The sequence below is a fragment of the Cyanobium sp. LEGE 06113 genome, from assembly GCF_015207615.1.
This window is the reverse complement of the sequence record NZ_JADEWM010000002.1, coordinates 207,852-224,795: the sequence shown is the minus strand read 5'-3', so window position 1 is coordinate 224,795 and position 16,944 is coordinate 207,852. Positions and strand designations below refer to the sequence as shown.

The 16,944-nt window shown below is 71.6% G+C and carries 16 protein-coding genes and 1 pseudogene; 11 read left to right on the top strand and 6 right to left on the bottom strand.

Going from position 1 to position 16,944, the window contains the following annotated elements:
• Window positions 1–19 precede the first annotated feature (19 nt).
• Window positions 20–2,703 (top strand): annotated as a pseudogene (gene leuS / locus IQ220_RS05200) (leucine--tRNA ligase).
• Here the strand turns inward: leuS and IQ220_RS05195 are convergent.
• The gene (locus IQ220_RS05195) at window positions 2,687–3,610 is read right to left on the bottom strand and encodes a PfkB family carbohydrate kinase (RefSeq protein WP_228008873.1); all 924 of its coding nucleotides are present in this window, start codon (window positions 3,608–3,610) and stop codon (window positions 2,687–2,689) included. The pseudogene leuS and the gene IQ220_RS05195 sit on opposite strands and share 17 nt — an antisense overlap.
• A gap of 46 nt (window positions 3,611–3,656) precedes the next feature.
• Between IQ220_RS05195 and IQ220_RS05190 the strand changes: the two genes are divergently transcribed.
• The 3 genes from IQ220_RS05190 to IQ220_RS05180 are packed head-to-tail and all read left to right on the top strand — an operon-like array spanning window position 3,657 to window position 10,356.
• Entirely contained in the window at window positions 3,657–4,862 is a 1,206-nt protein-coding gene (locus IQ220_RS05190; protein WP_193913438.1) for an exonuclease SbcCD subunit D, read from the top strand.
• Between the two features lie 17 nt (window positions 4,863–4,879).
• A complete protein-coding gene (locus IQ220_RS05185) occupies window positions 4,880–7,921 on the top strand; it encodes an AAA family ATPase (RefSeq protein ID WP_193913436.1) in 3,042 nt (1,013 codons plus the stop codon).
• Complete coding sequence (locus IQ220_RS05180) at window positions 7,918–10,356, top strand: type II CAAX prenyl endopeptidase Rce1 family protein (RefSeq protein ID WP_193913434.1); 2,439 nt, start codon at window positions 7,918–7,920, stop codon at window positions 10,354–10,356. Before IQ220_RS05185 ends, IQ220_RS05180 begins: the two co-directional genes overlap by 4 nt.
• A gap of 34 nt (window positions 10,357–10,390) precedes the next feature.
• On the opposite strand, the gene IQ220_RS05175 is transcribed toward IQ220_RS05180, so the two are convergent.
• From IQ220_RS05175 to IQ220_RS05160, 4 genes are all read right to left on the bottom strand, one after another.
• Window positions 10,391–11,071: a hypothetical protein gene (locus IQ220_RS05175; RefSeq protein ID WP_193913432.1), complete on the bottom strand. Its 681-nt coding sequence runs from the start codon at window positions 11,069–11,071 to the stop codon at window positions 10,391–10,393.
• Window positions 11,064–11,336, bottom strand: a complete 273-nt coding sequence (locus IQ220_RS05170; protein WP_228008871.1) for a hypothetical protein — start codon at window positions 11,334–11,336, stop codon at window positions 11,064–11,066. Before IQ220_RS05170 ends, IQ220_RS05175 begins: the two co-directional genes overlap by 8 nt.
• A complete protein-coding gene (locus IQ220_RS05165) occupies window positions 11,333–11,749 on the bottom strand; it encodes a hypothetical protein (RefSeq protein ID WP_193913430.1) in 417 nt (138 codons plus the stop codon). Before IQ220_RS05165 ends, IQ220_RS05170 begins: the two co-directional genes overlap by 4 nt.
• A gap of 110 nt (window positions 11,750–11,859) precedes the next feature.
• The gene (locus IQ220_RS05160; protein ID WP_186699621.1) at window positions 11,860–12,063 is read right to left on the bottom strand and encodes a hypothetical protein; all 204 of its coding nucleotides are present in this window, start codon (window positions 12,061–12,063) and stop codon (window positions 11,860–11,862) included.
• 130 nt (window positions 12,064–12,193) lie between these two features.
• On the opposite strand from IQ220_RS05160, the gene IQ220_RS05155 reads away from it, so the two are divergent.
• From IQ220_RS05155 to IQ220_RS05145, 3 genes are read left to right on the top strand one after another with little or no spacing between them, the layout of a single operon-like run.
• On the top strand, window positions 12,194–12,472 hold the full coding sequence (locus IQ220_RS05155; RefSeq protein ID WP_186699619.1) for a DUF427 domain-containing protein: 279 nt from the start codon (window positions 12,194–12,196) through the stop codon (window positions 12,470–12,472).
• 11 nt (window positions 12,473–12,483) lie between these two features.
• Window positions 12,484–13,485, top strand: a complete 1,002-nt coding sequence (locus tag IQ220_RS05150; protein ID WP_193913428.1) for an isopenicillin N synthase family oxygenase — start codon at window positions 12,484–12,486, stop codon at window positions 13,483–13,485.
• Between the two features lie 44 nt (window positions 13,486–13,529).
• A complete protein-coding gene (locus IQ220_RS05145; RefSeq protein ID WP_186699615.1) occupies window positions 13,530–13,808 on the top strand; it encodes a transcriptional regulator in 279 nt (92 codons plus the stop codon).
• 17 nt (window positions 13,809–13,825) lie between these two features.
• On the opposite strand, the gene IQ220_RS05140 is transcribed toward IQ220_RS05145, so the two are convergent.
• Window positions 13,826–14,764, bottom strand: a complete 939-nt coding sequence (locus IQ220_RS05140; protein WP_186700365.1) for a cation diffusion facilitator family transporter — start codon at window positions 14,762–14,764, stop codon at window positions 13,826–13,828.
• Window positions 14,765–14,891: 127 nt separating this feature from the next.
• Between IQ220_RS05140 and IQ220_RS05135 the strand changes: the two genes are divergently transcribed.
• The 4 genes from IQ220_RS05135 to IQ220_RS05120 all read left to right on the top strand — a co-directional run bounded on the left by IQ220_RS05135 (window position 14,892) and on the right by IQ220_RS05120 (window position 16,915).
• Window positions 14,892–15,497, top strand: coding sequence for a PCC domain-containing protein (locus tag IQ220_RS05135; protein ID WP_193913426.1), 606 nt, complete (start codon window positions 14,892–14,894; stop codon window positions 15,495–15,497).
• 32 nt (window positions 15,498–15,529) lie between these two features.
• The gene (locus IQ220_RS05130; protein WP_193913424.1) at window positions 15,530–16,108 is read left to right on the top strand and encodes a hypothetical protein; all 579 of its coding nucleotides are present in this window, start codon (window positions 15,530–15,532) and stop codon (window positions 16,106–16,108) included.
• 229 nt (window positions 16,109–16,337) lie between these two features.
• On the top strand, window positions 16,338–16,574 hold the full coding sequence (locus tag IQ220_RS05125) for a hypothetical protein (protein ID WP_193913422.1): 237 nt from the start codon (window positions 16,338–16,340) through the stop codon (window positions 16,572–16,574).
• Complete coding sequence (locus IQ220_RS05120) at window positions 16,571–16,915, top strand: type II toxin-antitoxin system PemK/MazF family toxin (RefSeq protein ID WP_228008870.1); 345 nt, start codon at window positions 16,571–16,573, stop codon at window positions 16,913–16,915. Before IQ220_RS05125 ends, IQ220_RS05120 begins: the two co-directional genes overlap by 4 nt.
• Window positions 16,916–16,944 lie beyond the last annotated feature (29 nt).

Genomic DNA, 16,944 nt, shown 5'->3' with positions numbered 1-16,944 from the left:
ATCGACGCTCCCCAGGCCTGTGGCACGATCACAGCTGGGATTCCGACCTGCTGACGTGAGCGAGAGCAACCGCTACCAACCGCAGGTCATCGAAGAGCGCTGGCAGGCGTTCTGGGACGAACAGCAGGCCTACCGCACCCCCGAGCCGCAGCCCGGAAGCGGCGCTGACGCCGACGGAGGCGGCGAGCCCTTCGTGGCCCTGTCGATGTTCCCCTACCCCTCGGGGAACCTGCACATGGGCCATGTGCGCAACTACGTGATCACCGATGTGATCGCCCGGGTGCAGCGCATGCGCGGCAGGGCGGTGCTGCAGCCGATGGGCTGGGATGCCTTCGGGCTGCCGGCGGAGAACGCGGCGATCGAGCGGGGCGTCGACCCCGGCTCCTGGACCGACCGCAACATCGCCGCCATGCGCAGCCAGCTGCAGCGGCTGGGCCTCTCGATCGACTGGGACCGGGAAGTGGCTACCTGCCACGCCGAGTATTACCACTGGACTCAGTGGCTGTTCCTGCAGTTCCACGCCGCCGGCCTGGCCTATCAGAAGGAGGCCACCGTGAACTGGGACCCGGTGGACCAGACGGTGCTCGCCAACGAACAGGTGGACGGTGAGGGCCGCTCCTGGCGCTCCGGCGCCTGGTGGAGAAGCGTCGCCTGCGCCAGTGGTTCCTGAAGATCACCGCCTACGCCGACCAGCTGCTCGACGACCTGCCCAAGCTCACGGGCTGGCCGGAGCGGGTGCGCACGATGCAGGCCAACTGGATCGGCCGCAGCACGGGCGCTGAACTCAGCTTTGCCGTGGTCGATGCCGACGGCCGCGACAGCGACCAGCGCATCCGCGTGTTCACCACCCGCCCTGACACCCTCTACGGCGTGACCTATGTGGTGCTGGCGCCGGAGCATCCCCTGGTGGCGCCGCTCACCAGTCCCGAGCAGGAGCTGGCGGTGACGGCCTTCTGCGATCTGGTGAGCCGCCAGAGCGACCTGGAGCGCACGGCAGACGACAGCCCCAAGCGCGGCATCCCCATCGGCGCCCGGGTGCGCAACCCCGCCAGCGGCGCCCTGATCCCGCTCTGGATCGCCGACTACGTGCTGGCTGACTACGGCACCGGCGCCGTGATGGGCGTGCCCGCCCACGACCAGCGCGATTTCGTGTTCGCCCGGCAGTACGAGCTGCCGGTGCTGCAGGTGATCATCCCGGAGGGCAGCGACGAGCACGCCTACGAGGGCGGCGCCTGGACCGAAGCAGGCATGCTGATTCACTCAGGCCCCTTCACCGGGCTCGCCAGCGCCGAGGCCAAGGCCGCGATCACCGCCGCCGCCGAGCAGCAGGGCTGGGGTGAGGGCAAGGTGCAGTTCCGTCTGCGCGACTGGCTGATCTCCCGCCAGCGCTACTGGGGCTGCCCGATCCCGATGATCCACTGCGAGAGCTGCGGCGTGGTGCCGGTGCCGGCGGAGCAGCTGCCGGTGGAGCTGCCCCGGGATGTGGCGATCAGCCGCAAGGGCGGCTCACCCCTGGCCCAGCTGGAGAGCTGGTGGCAGGTGGACTGCCCCAGCTGCGGCCGGCCGGCCCGCCGCGAAACCGACACCATGGACACGTTCATGTGCTCCAGCTGGTACTACCTGCGCTACAGCGATCCCCACAACAGCGCCCTGCCCTTCAGCCGTGAGGCGGTGGACCGCTGGCTGCCGGTGGACCAGTACGTGGGCGGCATCGAGCACGCCATCCTGCACCTGCTCTACGCCCGATTCTTCACCAAGGTGCTGCGGGACCGCGGCCTGCTGGGTTTCGATGAACCCTTCCAGCGGCTGCTCACCCAGGGCATGGTGCAGGGCATCACCTACAGGAACCCCGGCAGCGGCCACTACATCGCCCCGGCCGATGTGGCTGACCCCACCGACCCCCGCGATCCGATCAGCGGCGAGGTGCTCGACACCTACTACGAAAAGATGTCGAAGTCGAAGCACAACGGCGTCGATCCAGCCCGGGTGATCGAGCGCTACGGCGCCGACACGGCCCGCATGTTCATCCTGTTCAAGGCACCCCCGGAGAAGGATCTCGAGTGGGACGATGCCGACGTGGAGGGCCAGTTCCGCTTCCTGCAGCGCCTCTGGCGGCTGGTGGAGGCGGCCCAGGCCAGGGGCCTGCGGCTGGCTGGGTTCAGTTCGGAGGGCCCTTCCAGCGGCCTCGGCAGCGCTGACCCGCCGCAACTCAGCCCAGCCGAGCGGGAGCTGCGCCGCGCCGTGCACACGGCCATCGCGGCGGTGAGCGACGACCTCGACGGCGATGTTCAGTTCAACACCGCCATCGCCGAGCTGATGAAGCTCAGCAATGCCATGGCCGAACACCTGGAGGCCAGCGGCACCGCCGTGGCCCGGGAGGCCCTGGCCAGCCTGCTGCTGCTGCTGGCACCGTTTGCTCCCCACCTGGCCGAGGAGCTCTGGAGCCAGCTGGAAGGCGGTGGCAGCATCCACGGCCAGGCCTGGCCCCAGGTGGATGCCACGGCCCTGGTGCGCGACACGATTCCCCTGGTGATCCAGGTGAAGGGCAAGGTGCGCGGCAACCTCGAGGTGCCGGCCGATGCGGACAAGGCCACCCTGGAGCGGATCGCCCTGACCAGCGACATCGCCGCCAAGTGGCTGGAGGGCAAGCCCCCCAGCCGGGTGATCGTGGTGCCGGGCAAGCTCGTCAATCTGGTGCCGTGACAGCGTCGCTGCCGCCCCGCAGCTGGCCGGCATGGAGCTGGCCCGCATAGGGGCCCCGGCCATCGAGGCAGGCGCTGCCGCAGTGGCAGCCCAGGCTGATCGCCAGTGCCGCCTCCCAGCCCGCCGCCAGGCCGGCGCTCACTCCGGCGGCGAAGCTGTCGCCGGCGCCGTAGCTGTCGAGCACTGGACGCTGCCGCGGGGGCGCCAGAAAGGCCCCGAACGGCCAGGCCTCGCCGCCGGCTGCCCCCGCGGTGGCGATCCGCAGGGTCGGGGCGGGATCGAGGGCCCCCGGCGGCACCTGCTCGGCTGGATCGAGGCCGCTGCCGATCAGGGCGTCGAGCCGCACCCCGGCCTGCTGCAGCACCGGCAGCCGCACCCGGGGCGTGGCCGCCAGCAGCCGCGCCGCCCTGGCCTGGCGCAGGGCCGCGACATCGGCGGCCGTCACGAACACGCCATCCAGCCCGGCCAGGCTCTCCCAGGGCAGGGGATCGGCGGCCTCGGGACTGAGCCGCTCGCCGATCACGGTGATCGTGCGCTCGCCGCTGCGATCCACAAAGGTGAGGCCGCGGCGGGTCGGCGCCTGACGCCAGGCGACTTGGAGGTCGAGGCCGAGGGCCGTGAGCGCCGCCGCCGCCTGCTCCCCCACGGCATCCCTGCCCAGGGCGGTGAAGAAGGGCACCGGCCGCCCCAGCAGCCGCGCCAGCTGCACGGCCACCACGGCGCCGCCCCCCGCCGGCAACTCCAGGGCGGAGGGGCAGGAGAGGATCTCGCCCGGCCGGGGCAGGTGCTCCACCTCCAGGAACGTGACCACCTCCACATGGCCCACCACGGCCAGCTGCAGCGGCGGCAGCGGCGGCAGGGCCTCCAGGGGCAGGGGCGCAAAAGGGCTGATCGGCGCAGTGGACAACGGCATCGACGCGGCCGGGCCGTGCCCGGCGACCGCAGGCTCCACAATGGCGGTCAGTGAGGGCTCCGCGGTGCGGCTGCTGCACACCTCCGACTGGCATCTGGGCCGCAGCTTCCACGGCCACGACCTGCTGGCCGCCCAGGCCGAGGCCATGGACCGGCTGGTGGAGCTCAGCCGCGAGGCAGCGGTGGAGCTGGTGGTGATCGCCGGCGACCTCTACGACCGCGCCATCCCCCCGGCGGAGGCGGTGCGCCTGTTCACCGACACCGTGGCCCGCCTGCGCAGCAACGGGGCGGCGGTGGTGGCGATCGCCGGCAACCACGACTCCCACGTGCGCGTGTCGGTGTACGACGAGCTGCTTTCGGCGCTGGAGGTGACGATCCGGGGCCGCTGGCAGCGCTCCGATCAACCCGTGCTGCTCAGCCCCCGCTCTGGCGGCAGCCCCGTGGCCATCTATCCACTGCCCTACCTGGAGCCGTTGCTGGATGGGCCCGGTCTGCAACAGAACGCGGAGCAGCCCCTCACCAGCCAGCGCCTGCGCCACCCGGAGGTCACCGAGCTGGCCCTCAACCGCATCCGTGCCGACCTGGCCCGCCGCCCCGGCAGCCGCTCGGTGCTGGTGGCCCATGCCTTCGTGGCAGGCGGCAGCAGTTCGGAGTCGGAGCGGGAGCTCTCGGTGGGCCATGCCGAAGCGGTGCCGGTGGCCATGTTCGGGGGCTTCCACTACGTGGCGCTCGGCCACCTGCACCGCTCCCAGCAGCTGGATGGTCCGCGCCTGGCCTACAGCGGCACCCCCCTGCCCTACTCCTTCTCGGAGGAGAGCCATGTGAAGTCGGTGCGGCTGGTGGAGCTCGCCGCCGATGGCAGCCCCAGTGTGGAGGCGGTTCCCCTGGGGGTGGGGCGGCCCCTGCGCAGCCTCAGCGGCGACCTGGAGAAACTGCTGCGGGATCCCGAGCTGGCCTCTGCCGAGCAGGCCTGGGTGCGGGCCGAGCTCACCGACCCGCTGCTGCCCCAGCAGGCGATGGCGCGGCTGCGGCAGCGCTTCCCCCATGTCGTGGAACTGCGGCACCGGCGTCCCGAGGGCGAAGGCCTGAGCAGCAGCGCCCGCAGCCAGCGGATCCGGGCCGCCAGCAGTCCGGAACAGCGCCTGCTGGCCTTCTTCGCCGATCAGCAGGGCCGCCCTCCGCTGCCGGCGGAGGAGCAGCTGCTGCGGCAGGCCCTGGCGGCAGCCGGCAGAACGGGGGAGCGATGAGGCCGCATCAGCTGGAGATGCAGGCCTTCGGGCCCTACGCCGAGGCGGTGACGATCCCCTTCGATGCCCTCTCCCGCGATGGCCTGTTCCTGATCCACGGCAGCACCGGTGCCGGCAAGACCTACCTGCTCGATGCCCTCTGCTTCGCCCTCTACGGCGACGTGAGCGGGGAACGCAGCGTCAAGGGCCTGCGCTCCGACCATGCGCCGCCCCAGGCCATTCCCCAGGTGGCGCTGGAGTTCTCCGCCGCCGGAGCACGCTGGCGGGTGGAGCGCCAGGCCGCCTGCGAGGTGGCCAAGAGCCGCGGCGAGGGCACCACCAGCAAGCCCGCCCGGGCCAGCCTCTGGCGCTGCCAGGGGGAGGAACGGCAACCGGTGGCCTCTGGGATCGCCGAGGTGGGGCGCGAGGTGGGGCGGCTGGTGGGGCTGGACGCCGCCCAGTTCCGGCAGGTGATCCTGCTGCCCCAGGGCCGCTTCGCCGATGTGCTGCGGGCCAGGCCCGAGGAGCGCGAAACCCTGCTCAAGACCCTCTTCGACACGGCCCTCTACCAACGGGCCACGGAGTGGCTCTCGGAGCAGGCCAGGCAGGCCCGGGACCAGCTGGAGCAGCGGCAGAGCCAGCAACGGCAGACCCTCAGCCAGATCGCCGAGGCCTGGGCGCCCTGGCAGAGGGAGTGGCCGCAGCAGCTGGAGCTCACCGATGGTGGCCCCCCCGAGCGCGCCGCCGTGCAGGCTGCGATCGAGGGCCTGCTGCGGCAGGCCAGGGAGCAGCTTTCAGCGGCAGAGGCGGTCTTCAGCGGCCGCCAGAGCGCCCTGGGGGACTGCCGCAGCCAGCTGGAGCAGTGGCAACGGCGTCAGCAGGCTCGCCTGCGGCTGCAGGCCCTGGAACAGGAGCTGCCGGCGATCGCGGCCCTAAGGCAAGTCACTCAGCGCGCCGAGCGCGCCGAAGCGGCGCGCCCCAGCCTGGAGGCCGCCGCCGCCGCCCAGCAGCAGCTGGAGCAGGCCGCCAGCAGCTGCGCTGAGCAGCTCAACCAGTTGCGGCAGCAGCGGGATCGGGCCCAGCAGCTGCCTGAGGCCGTAGCCCAGCTGGATCTGAAGCAATGCCCCGAGCCCCGGCTCCTCAGCGGCTGCCTCAATCTGCTGGCCACCCGGGAGCGGGAGCTCGAGCAATTGCTGGGGCTGGCCCGGGAAGCTCACCAGGCCCGCCAGGCGATTCAGGAGGTGAGCCTGGCCCTCCAGGAGGCCATGGACCGCAGCCGCCAGGGCGAGGAAAAGGTGGCCGAGCAGGAGCAGGGCCGCAGTGGCCTGCTGGAACGGCTGCAGGCCTGCCGTTCCGCCCGGGATGGGCTGGCAGGGCTGGAACAGAGGGCCAGGGCGGCCCAGTCCCTCACCCAGACCCTGCAGCAGTGGCAGCGGGCCCAGCAGCAGCTGGGGAGCACTGCCGGGGCGGCCCTGGCAGCGGAAGCGCGGCAACAGCAGGCGCGAGGCCACCAGCTCGACCTGCGCGAACGGCAGCTCCAGGGCATGGCCGGCCGCCTGGCCACTGGCCTGCAGGCCGGCGAGGCCTGCCCGGTGTGTGGCTCCCTGGACCATCCCCAGCCGGCGGCGGCCCAGGCCGATGCCGTGGCCGATCAGGCCATGGAGGCGGCGGAGCGCCAACTGGAGCTGGCCACCCAGGCTCTTTCCGAAGCGCGCGCAGGCCAGGCGCGGCAGCAGGCGCTGCTGGAGGGCCTGGAGGCCCAGCTGCGGCAACTGGGCTGGGGCGACAGCCCTGTGACCGGGCCGGCCATGCAGACCTCCCCGCCAGCCCAGGCAGCCGAGGCCGCACAAGCGGCGCAAGCGGCCCTCACCAAGGCCCAGCAGGACGCCAAGGCACTGCCGCAGCTGGAGCAGGACGTCGCCAGCGTCGATCAGCGGCTGCAGCGCTACCGCAAGCGGCTGGAGGAGCTGCGGGAGGAGGGCGGCAGCCACCGTGAGCGGCTGGCCCAGCAACAGCAGCACGCGGCCACGTTGCAGGCGCGGCTGGAGCAGGGCCTGGGGGGCGACCACGACCCCAGCCCCCTGCTCGAGGAAGCCCAGGCGCTGCGGGCGGGCTTCGAGGCCCTGGCGGAGGCGGCCCGGCTGTGGAGCACGGCGGCGGCCCGGGAGGCGGAGGCGCGGCGCCGCCTGGACACCGACCTGGTGACAGCGGACTTCGCCGATCGCCGCGCCCTGGCCGAGGCCCTCGCCGCCTCGGAGCAGCGTCAGACCTGGACCACCCGTCTGCGGCAGTTCGAGCTGGACCTGCAGCTGCAGCAGAAGGTGCTCGCCGAGCCGGCCCTGCAACAGCTCCCGGAACCCAGCCCAGACCTGGCCGGCGCCGAGGCGGCCCTGGCCGCCAGCGATGCGGCCCGAAGAACGGCCCTGGCCCGCTTCACCCGCGCCGAAGGCGCCTGCGCCGCCATCACTGACCTGCTGGCGCGGCATCGGCAGGGGGAGAACGAGCTCGCCGCGGAGCTGACCCACAGTGACCTGGTGCAGGGGGTGGCGGCCCGCTGCCAGGGCAGGAGCGAACCGAACATCTCCCTGCAGCGCTGGGTGCTCTCCGCCTACCTGGAAGAGATCTGCGGCTACGCCAACCAGCGGCTGGGCCAGATGACCGCTGGCCGCTACGAACTGCGGCACTCCGATGCCAGCGGCCAACGGCGCGGCAGCCAGGCGGGCCTCGGCCTGCGGGTGCTGGACGCCTACACCGCCGAGGAGCGGGAGGTGTCGAGCCTGTCGGGGGGTGAGACCTTCCAGGCCTCCCTGGCCCTGGCCCTGGGGGTGGCGGATACGGTGCAGGCCCACAGCGGCGGCGTGGCCCTTGACACGCTGTTCATCGATGAGGGGTTCGGCAGCCTCGATGCGGACAGCCTGCAACTGGCCATGGATGAACTGGATCGCCTGCGGGAGGGCGGACGCATGATCGGCCTGATCAGCCACGTGGGCGCCCTGCGGGAGCGGATCCGCTGCGGGCTTGAGGTGATCGCTTCGGAGCGGGGCTCCCGGGTGGTGCTCGGTACGGTGACGTCACCATGAGCAGCCCTGTCCGTCTGCGCGCGCTCCAGGCTCTGCTGGCGGGGCTGCTGGCCCTCGTGCTGACCCTGCTGCCCCTGGGCCCGCTGCGGCCGGGGCTGCAGGCGATGCCGCTGCGCCAGGGCAGCCCGGAGCGGCCCCTGCCGGAGAGCAGTGAAGCCCTGGCCAACCGTTCCCCGTTCAGCCAGAGCGCCTACTACCCCCTGGCCCTGCAACCGGATCGGCAGCTCTACCGGCCCCATGCCGACTGGATGGGACAGCTGATCCTGCCCTCGGTGGAGGAGAAGGCCCTGCGCCGCGGCGACTGGGTGTGGCTGGATCTGGAGCAGGCGCCACCGGGCCAGGAGGCCCTGATCGGCCAGCGGCTCGGCCTCAGCTGGGCCGACCAGCCCCGCCTGCAGGCGATGGTGGAGGCCGTGAGCACCGATGTGCGCCTGGGCCAGGCCGCCCGTGACGCCGCTGCCGCCGCCAACGTGGTGCCCACCCGCCTGGATGGCCGCCTGGCCGTGGGGCCGCTGCAGTCCCTGGCCGGAGCCCGCCCCCAGGACAGCGTCAGTGTGCGGCTGGAAGGGGTGAGCCTCGAGGGCGACACGCTGCGGATCAGCAAGCCGCCGCTGCAGACCACTGGGCGCTGGCTGGGGCTGGTCACCGTGCTGGGGCGCGACAGCAGCAGCGGCGATCCCCACCGCTGGCGGGTGCGGCACTACGACCGCTCCGACGCTGACTTCTCCGGGGTGGAGGAGTCGATCAGGATTCCGAAGCTGCCGCCGGATCGCTTCGGGCGGGTGATGCTGGATCCGAGCGGGCTGGTGGCCTCGGAGCTGAACCCCGAGGGCTGGCTGATCAGCGGCGCCCCGGGCCCCGATGGGGTGTTCACCGTGCAGGCGCTGCAGCCGCGGGCCCTGCTGGGCCTCAAGCCCACGCAGGTGGTGCGAGGCACGGCCGCAGGGCTGAGGGAGATCGACCGCGAAAACTGGGCGAAAGCAGCCCTGCGCGGGGGCACGCTGACCAGCACCGCCATCACCTCGAAGCCCGAGGAGCTGCCCCTGGCGCAACCCGGGCAGCGGGCCCTGCTGATCCATCTGTTCGGCGGCATCGGCGGACGCGATGGCGAACCTTCCCCGGCCTGGACCACCACCGGCCATCTGGCCCTCGGCGAGGCCGAAGTGGTGCTGGATCCATTCAGCGGCGAGCCCCAGCTCGATCTGCGCTACCACCAGATCTATGCCAACAACCCCAACGGCATCGTCTCGGGCAGCCAGGACTGGAGCGCCTACGCCGGCAACCTGCAGCGGGGCTGGCTGGGCACCCGCCCCTTCTCGGATGTGCTCGTGCCCCTGGACGGGCCGCTGCTGGATGCCCTGGCCCTGCAGGCGGAAATCATCAGTGCCCGCTACCGCACGGGCGATGGCCACGGCGTGGCGCTGGTGACGCCTGCCACCTCCTGTGTGCAGGATTCCAGCCAGGCCCTCTGGATCGCCCTGGATCAACTGCGCGCCGAACAACGGCTGGCCGGGATCGCGCCTGATCCGGACAGCCGCCTGAGTCGCCTGGGGCGGGGCCTCGAGGAGCTGCTCACGCCCTTCGGCATGGTGCGCCCCGACTGGCGCCACAACGCCCAGGTGACCGCCATGGCCGGCACGGGGTTGCGCCAGGACTCCCCAGGCGGGGTCGCCCAGCCCGCCTTCATGGCCAACCAGGGGCCGGTGGCGGTGCTGCTCAGCCTGCGCTCGATGCTGCCGCGCCGGGCCCATGACGGCCTCGCCACCGTGTTCCTGCGCCAGGGGCTGCCGCTCTGGATCCTGCGCACCAACCAGATCCCCGGCAACAACCCCGCGCTGGAGCCGGTCGCCCCCACCACCGTGCTCGGGCATCTGCCGGTGGTGGGCACCCTGGTGCCGCGGCTGATGGATGGCCTGGTGCCACCGTTGCTGGGGGCTCCCCTCGGCTTTTCGGTGCTGGTGCTGCTGCTGTATGGCGCCCTGGCCCTGGGGATTGGATTCGCCAGCGGCTTCCTGAACGGAGCCTGGCGCTGGGGAGGGCAGGGCGGGGCAGGCTGGCCCGGCCTGCTGCGCCGCGCCGCTGCTCTGCTGGTGCTGCCGGCGCTGGTTGAGGAGCTGATCTTCCGAGGCCTGCTGCTCCCCCATCCGCTCGAAGGGGTGCCTGGCCCCGCCATGGCGGCCTGGGGGGCTCTGAGCGTGGGTCTGTTCGTGGCCTACCACCCCCTGGCGGCCCGCCTCTGGTACCCCCAGGGCCGGGCCGTCTCTGACGACCCCCGCTTCCTGTTGCAGTGCACCCTGCTGGGCAGCGCCTGCGTGCTCGTCTACGGCCTCACCGGCTCGCTCTGGTCGGCGGTGGGGTTGCACTGGCTGGCTGTGGTGGTGTGGCTGGAAGCCCTGGGGGGCCAGCAGCGGCTGGGGCCCAACAGCCTGGACTGACCAGCCGCCATTCCCCTCGTGCAGCGCCCAGAGCTCAGTCGAGCGGCACCTCGACAAACTCCACCAGCCCCTCCCGCAGCAGCACCTCGGCGATGGCCGGGCCCGTGGACACGGCGCGGATGCGCTCGCTGACGCGATCGAGGGCCTGCTGGGGATCGCTGCCCTGGGGCAGGGTGGCCAGCACGTCGGGCAGGGCAAGCTGGCCGATGGCGATCACCGGCTGACCGGCCACCATGCCGGCCTGCAGGAACTCCGTGAGGGTGAGGATGCCCAGGGGCGAGGCGGTGCCGGTGGCCAGGGCCAGGTTGGTGAGGCGGGTGGCGATGCTGGTGCAGCGGTGGGCGATCGATCCGGCACCCACGGCCCCGGTGATCTCAGCCACCGGGGCCAGATTCGTGGAGCTGAGGGCCGGCACCGCCATCGGGTTCGTCACCACATTGAAGGAGGGTTTGGGGATCAGGCCGAGGCCGATCCAGTAGCTCCCCTCAGCTTCGACACAGCCAAAGCCGTAGACGGCCTCACCGCTCAGGCGGGCTACGCCGGGTTCACCGGCCCCGGAGGCGGGCATGGCAGCGGCGGCGGCAGGCAGGGCCAGGGGCAGGCCGACGGCCAGGGCCGCGCTGGCCAGCAGCTGGCGCCAGCGCCGTGCGGCCGGGTCAGGGGAGAGGGCGGTCTTAGGAGCAGGCGGATAGGGGGCTGGGCGTGGCTCAGGCATGGGCTGCTGGGGGATCGGCAGCCCCCATGATTGCCGCAGCAGGCCCCGCTGGCAGGGCTTCGTCGCCATCGGCCGGGATCCGCTCCGCCAGGGCCAGGCAGGCATCCATCTCCTGCCAGAGCAGTTCTCTGCGCTCCGCGGTGACGGCATAGGAGCGGTGATGCAGATCCCGCCCCATGTAGATGAGGGCGGCGCGGACCCGGCGCCAGTCGTCCGGGCCCAGGGGCGAAGCCGGCGACGGGCCCGCTGGGCTGGCCCCGCTCATGCCACCAGCACAGGGGCCGGGCGGCGACGGGCCCGGGGGGATGACGGCCGGGCAGGTCCAGCCACCAGGCGGGCCTTGCCATGGGCAGCGCTGCTGACAGGGGCCGTGGGGCGACGCCTGAGGCCCTGGCGCAGAGCCAACCAGCCATCGACCAGCCAGACCACGGCCATCAAAACCAGAACCAGGAGCTCGGGGGCTGACGTTGAGGTGGCCGGAGCTGAGGTGGCCGGAGCTGAGGTGGTCGGAGCTGAGGTGGCTGGGGTTGGCTGCGCTTCCACGGCAGGCTGGACCAGAGCCAGAGTCTGGAGGGCCACCGGGGTTTCCAGCAGCGCGTCCCAGGGGGCCGCCGGATGGGCCCGGAAGAAGCCATCCGAACGCCTGCTCAGCAACCGTTCCGAGAGGGTGGGATTCATGGGCGCCCTGGCGCTGCGGCGCCCAGCTGGTCCTCCTGTCTTAACGCCCTTTGGCCCAGCTGCCAGTGGCAAGGGAATCGGCCTGGCCCGGGTCCGTTCCAGCGGTGGCGTCAAGCCGAGGCGGCCAGGCGCTGGCGCAGCAGGGGCAGTTCCCGATCGATCAGCTCCCGGGCCTCCTCCAGGTTGGAGACCTGGCCGAGGGGCACGCCGCTGCCATGGGTGATGCGGAACAGCGGCGGGGCCGAGGGTTCGGCGGCCAGCTCAACGCTGCAACCGCGGTGGCTCCAGGAGGCAAGGGCTGGGGGTCGGTCCATCACGCTCTCCCTTGAGTCTCATGCCTTGATTCCACTGAAGGGGAAGGGTCTTGGTTTGGCAAGGCCGCGGTGTGCGCCTGCGCACCGGGCGGGGGCGAGCGGGCAGGATGGGCCCACTGACGGATGGACCATGGAAGCGAGCTGGAAAGGTGCCGTGATCGCCAGCAGCGACGACATCGTGATGGTGGAGGGGAACGCCTACTTCCCCGCCGAGGCCCTCAACAGCGCCCTGGTGCGGCCCTCCGAGCACCGCAGCGTCTGCGGCTGGAAGGGGGAGGCCCACTACTACGACGTGGTGGTGGACGGAGCGGTGAACGCCAATGCCGTGTGGACCTACCCGGAACCGAAGGAGGCCGCCCGCCAGATCCAGGGCCGCGTGGCCTTCTGGAAAGGCGTCAGCGTGCGCTGAGCAGCGCCGCGATGCCTGCCGATCCGGCCGTTCTCGACGTTGACCTGCTGCGCTTCGAGCGGGGCGATCAGCGTGCCCGTGAGGCCGTGGTGGACGGGGTGCGCCGCAGCCTGGCCACCGGCTTCGTGACCACCAGCCACGACCTGCCCCTGGACCTGCTGGATGAGGCCTATGGCCTGCTGGAGCAGTTCTTCCAGCTGCCCCAACCCCGCAAGCAGGCCTTCCGGGTGGAGGGCGCCAGTGGCCAGACCGGCTACACCGGCACCCTGGTGGAAACCGCCGCCGGGGCGTCCCGGGCCGACTGGAAGGAGATGCTCAACTGGGCGGAGCCGATTCCGGCGCACCACCCCCTGCGTCGGCGCTACCCCCTCCTCTACCCGGAGCAAGGCCTGCCGGAGGCCGCGGTGCCGGGCATCAGCGCGGTGCTCACCGCCTTCCACGCGGCCATCGCCGCGCTACAGCGCCGTTTCCTGCGGGTGATCGCCGTGGGTCTTGGGCTGGATGAGGCGATCTTCGAGGCGATGGTGGCCGAGGCGCCCACCCTCACCCGAGCGGTGCACTACCCGCCCATGCCCCAGGCACCTGCGGGGGGCCACCTGTGGGCTGCCCCCCACGCCGACATCAACCTGATCACGGCCCTGCCCCGGGCCACAGCGCCGGGGCTGCAGGTGTTGGTGGGGGAGCAGTGGCTGCCGGCCACGCCGCCCGAGGGCCATGTGATCCTCAACAGCGGCCTGATGCTGGAGCGCCTCAGCAATGGCCTGATCCCCAGCGGCTGGCACCGGGTGATGGCCGATCCCGCCGCCAGCGGCTCCCGCCTGAGCGTGGTGCAGTTCTGCCATCCGCGACCCACCACGGTGCTGCAGCCCTTCAACGCCTGCTGCAGCGCCGAGCGCCCCCAGCGCTGGGCAGGGGAGCTGGCGGCTGATGTGCTGGAAGACACTCTCTACCGGATCAATCTGCTGACCGCTGATGGTGACGGGGGCAGCCAGGCGACTGCTCCAGCCGCCTAGCCACGCTGGTCGGCATGCTGGAGCCCTGATCCCACCCCCTCGCGATGGCCTGTTCCAGCTGCGGCAGCTGGTCGGTGAAGGCAGACCGCAGCCTGGCCGGCCGCTTTGTGTGCGGGCGCTGCGGGCGCCCGCTCGGCCTCAAGGCCGAGAAGCAGGTGAGGCGCCGCAGCGGAGGCTCGGGGCGGCGCCTGCCCCGCCCACGGCTTTGGTGGCTGCTGGGTCTGCTGGCGCTGGGAGCCCTTCTGGCCAGTCTGGAACCGGGCCGACGCAGCCCCAGGCCGTTGCCGCCCTCAGGCTCCCAGCCACCGGGACGGGCGCTCTGACCCCCTGAAGCCAGCAGCTAGCGGGAAGCGGAGCCACGGGCTGCCGCCTGGTCGCCATCCCACTGGAAGCCATCATCGTTCCAGGCGCTGGGATCCTCGATCGGCTCCAGGTGGGTCAACACATGGCTGCGAGGCAGGGCAGCGGCAATGTCGTGCTCCAGGGCGGAGCAGAAGTCATGGCCCCGCTGCACGCTCCAGTGACCCGGCACCAGCACGTGCAGGCTCACGAAGCGGCGGGAGCCGGCCACCCGGGTGCGCACGGCGTGGAAGGCCACCTGATCGCCGCTGCGGGCTGCCAGCAGCCGGGCGAGCCGCTGCTGATCGGGCTCGGCCAGGGAGCGATCCATCAGCCCGGAGGCCGTCTCACGCAGCAGCTGCCAGCCCGTGAACAGGATGTTGGCCGCCACGGCGATCGCCACCAGGGGATCCAGCACCGTGAGGCCCGTGAGCGGCACCAGCACCAGGGACACAACCACCCCAAGGGAGGTCCAGACATCGGTGAGCAGGTGCTGGCCATCCGCCCGCAGGGTGATCGAATCAAAGCGCCGCGACGCCCGCAACAGCAGCACCGCCACCAGGCCGTTGAGGGCCGTGGCCAGCAGCGACAGCATCAGGCCCAGGCCCACCTGCTGCAGGGGCTGGGGGTTCAGCAGCCGGCCAAAGGCGCTCTGCAGGATCAGCAGCGCCGCCAGCACGATCAGGGCGCTCTCGAGGCCGCTGGAGAAGTATTCGGCCTTGAAGTGGCCGTAGTTGTGCTCGCGATCGGCGGGCCTGGCCGCCAGGGTGAGGGCCCAGAAGGCCCCCAGCGCCGCCGCCAGATTCACCAGGGATTCGAGCGCGTCGGAGTACAGGCCCACCGATCCCGTGAGGCGCCAGGCCGCGAGCTTGATCACCATGGTGCTCACGGCCGCCCCAACGGACAGCAGGGTGTAGGAGCGGGGCGAACGAAAGCCGATCACAGGACCCTGGCGGGCTCGCATTGTGAAGCCCCCCGGAGCCTGGCGGCAGTCTGCTGGGCGACCGTGGGCCAGGCGAGGGCCTAATTTGCGGGCCTTGGTGTCGTCCGTTCACGCCCCTCTGCCCATGCGGTTTCTGGCCCTGCACCTCGAACCCGGCAGCGACGTGCGCCAGTCCCTGGAGCAGCTGGCCGCCCAGGAGGGCGGCCATGGCTTCGTGCTGAGCGTGGTGGGGAACCTCACCCAGGCCTCCTTCCAGTGCCCCGGCGAGGCCGGCCCCACCGTGCTGACGGGAGAGCTGGAGATCATCACCCTGCAGGGCACGGTGGCTGCCCAGGAGGTGCACCTGCACCTGAGCTTCTCCGACAACGCCTGCCAGGTGTGGGGCGGCCACCTGGAGCCCGGCACGCTGGTGTACAAGGGCGCCGACCTGCTGGTGGGGCTGTTCGATGCGGAGCCGGGCCCCGAGCAGCAGAGCGCTGAACCCCTGATGGTGCCCCTGGCCCAGGCCGCCACGGTGCCCCGGGTGGAGGTGGCGGTGCTGCCGGGCTGTCCGTTCTCAGCGCGGGCGCTGCGCATGCTGCGCACCCTTGGCATTGCTCACCGGGTGATCGAGCCCAGCCAGCCGGGCAGCGTGCCCCAGGTGTTCATCGACGGCGCCTTCATCGGCGGCTATGACGCCCTCGCCGAGCTTCACGCCCGCGGCAGCCTCGATGGCCTCCGCGGCGCCTGAAGGGTTGTGTCCGCTCAAGCCCGCCTGTTGCCATGACCCGCCTGCAGCTGCAAACCCAGGCGGGCTGCGGGCTGGCGATCGGCCGCTACCCACGCTTCCGCTACGACGCCCGGGGCGGCAGCGGCAGGCCAACCTGCACCCCTGTTGACGACAGGCTGGAGATCGTCTTCGACCCAGCCGACCTCAGCATCCCCCCGCTGAACTGGCGCACAACGCAGGTGCTGGGGCTGCCCCTACCGCCGGGGCTGCAGATCGCCATCGAACCCCTCACTCTCGCCGGCCAGCTCGTGCCGGCCAGCGGCGCCGTGACGCTGCGCTTCGAGGCGCGCTTCCATTGCAGCTGGGCCGGGCTCTACCGTCCGCCGCCGCTGCTGGTGACCACGGATCTCAGCACAGGATCGGTGGCTGGCCAGCGCCACCACGCCAAGGGCAGCCCCCTGGATGCACGCGGCCAGGGTTGTCTGGTGGGCGTGGCGCGGGTGCCCCCCAGCGGCGATCCCTGGCTCGACGGCTTTCTGGGCCTGCCGGATGACGCCCTGGCGGTGCTGCGCTGTGGGTTTGATGGGTTGAAGGGGGAAAGGAGTGCAATGGATGCCGCAGACCTTCCATAGCCAGTCGTGTGATTGACATCATTTCGGGCCGGATGCGGTTTCCCGAATCTCCATTGAGGACTACAGCCGGGATCTGCAACTAGGAACTGCAGCTGCAACGCCACCTACAGGAAGCCATCGAGATCACCAGCCGGGGAGTGAGCTTTGTGGTCAGCTCGGACACCGGTTCAGGGCAGTCAATCGGCTTGCTCATGCCGATCGGCACTGGACAGGATCAAGAGATCCGAAGGTGATCGATGATGCCCAGGGCCTGGAGATCCCGGTGCTCGGGGTGCGACTGGAACCGGAAGTCGAGCGCCAGCTCGGCAAGAGCCACAGCACCTGCATGCGCGAGGCTCTGCACCACTACCTGCAGCGCTTCGGCAACGCCGAGGAGGCCAGGCGACAGTCCCAGCTGCTGGCAGCCCAGGAGCCTCAGGGGCATTGGAGCGAGCAGCTGCCGGATTGGGGCGACTGGACGGCATGACGGCAATGCTCTTGCGCCGCGGCGTCGTGGTGACGGTGGCCAGTGCTGGGGTGTACTCCTCCAAGCCCAGGCCTGCAGTGGTGGTTCAACCTGATCGCTGGCTGCAGGCGCACCCCAGCGTCACGCTCTGCCCGCTCACCAGCACCCTGGTGGAGGCCCCACTGGTGCGCATCGCTGTGGCACCGAGCGATCGCAACGGCCTGCGCAAGCCATCTCAGCTGATGGTGGACAAGTTGTTCACTGTGCCGGTCGTTGCCATCGGCGGCATCCTGGGCCAACTGGAGCCCCAGGGGCTCATCGAGCTGGACCTGGCCCTGCGTGGCTGGCTGGAGCTGCCCTGAGGTAGCCAAAGCTCGCTCGTTCGGTTTGT

Bases quoted from the DNA above. Each gene is read 5' to 3' on its own strand.
- IQ220_RS05190 (WP_193913438.1), top strand. From the start codon at position 3,657: ATGGCGGTCAGTGAGGGCTCCGCGGTGCGGCTGCTGCACACCTCCGAC.
- IQ220_RS05160 (WP_186699621.1), bottom strand. From the start codon at position 12,063: ATGGACCGACCCCCAGCCCTTGCCTCCTGGAGCCACCGCGGTTGCAGC.
- IQ220_RS05130 (WP_193913424.1), top strand. From the start codon at position 15,530: ATGACCCGCCTGCAGCTGCAAACCCAGGCGGGCTGCGGGCTGGCGATC.
- IQ220_RS05150 (WP_193913428.1), top strand. From the start codon at position 12,484: ATGCCTGCCGATCCGGCCGTTCTCGACGTTGACCTGCTGCGCTTCGAG.
- IQ220_RS05145 (WP_186699615.1), top strand. From the start codon at position 13,530: ATGGCCTGTTCCAGCTGCGGCAGCTGGTCGGTGAAGGCAGACCGCAGC.
- IQ220_RS05120 (WP_228008870.1), top strand. From the start codon at position 16,571: ATGACGGCAATGCTCTTGCGCCGCGGCGTCGTGGTGACGGTGGCCAGT.
- IQ220_RS05165 (WP_193913430.1), bottom strand. From the start codon at position 11,749: ATGAATCCCACCCTCTCGGAACGGTTGCTGAGCAGGCGTTCGGATGGC.
- IQ220_RS05170 (WP_228008871.1), bottom strand. From the start codon at position 11,336: ATGAGCGGGGCCAGCCCAGCGGGCCCGTCGCCGGCTTCGCCCCTGGGC.
- IQ220_RS05135 (WP_193913426.1), top strand. From the start codon at position 14,892: ATGCGGTTTCTGGCCCTGCACCTCGAACCCGGCAGCGACGTGCGCCAG.
- IQ220_RS05180 (WP_193913434.1), top strand. From the start codon at position 7,918: ATGAGCAGCCCTGTCCGTCTGCGCGCGCTCCAGGCTCTGCTGGCGGGG.
- IQ220_RS05175 (WP_193913432.1), bottom strand. From the start codon at position 11,071: ATGCCTGAGCCACGCCCAGCCCCCTATCCGCCTGCTCCTAAGACCGCC.
- IQ220_RS05155 (WP_186699619.1), top strand. From the start codon at position 12,194: ATGGAAGCGAGCTGGAAAGGTGCCGTGATCGCCAGCAGCGACGACATC.
- IQ220_RS05185 (WP_193913436.1), top strand. From the start codon at position 4,880: ATGCAGGCCTTCGGGCCCTACGCCGAGGCGGTGACGATCCCCTTCGAT.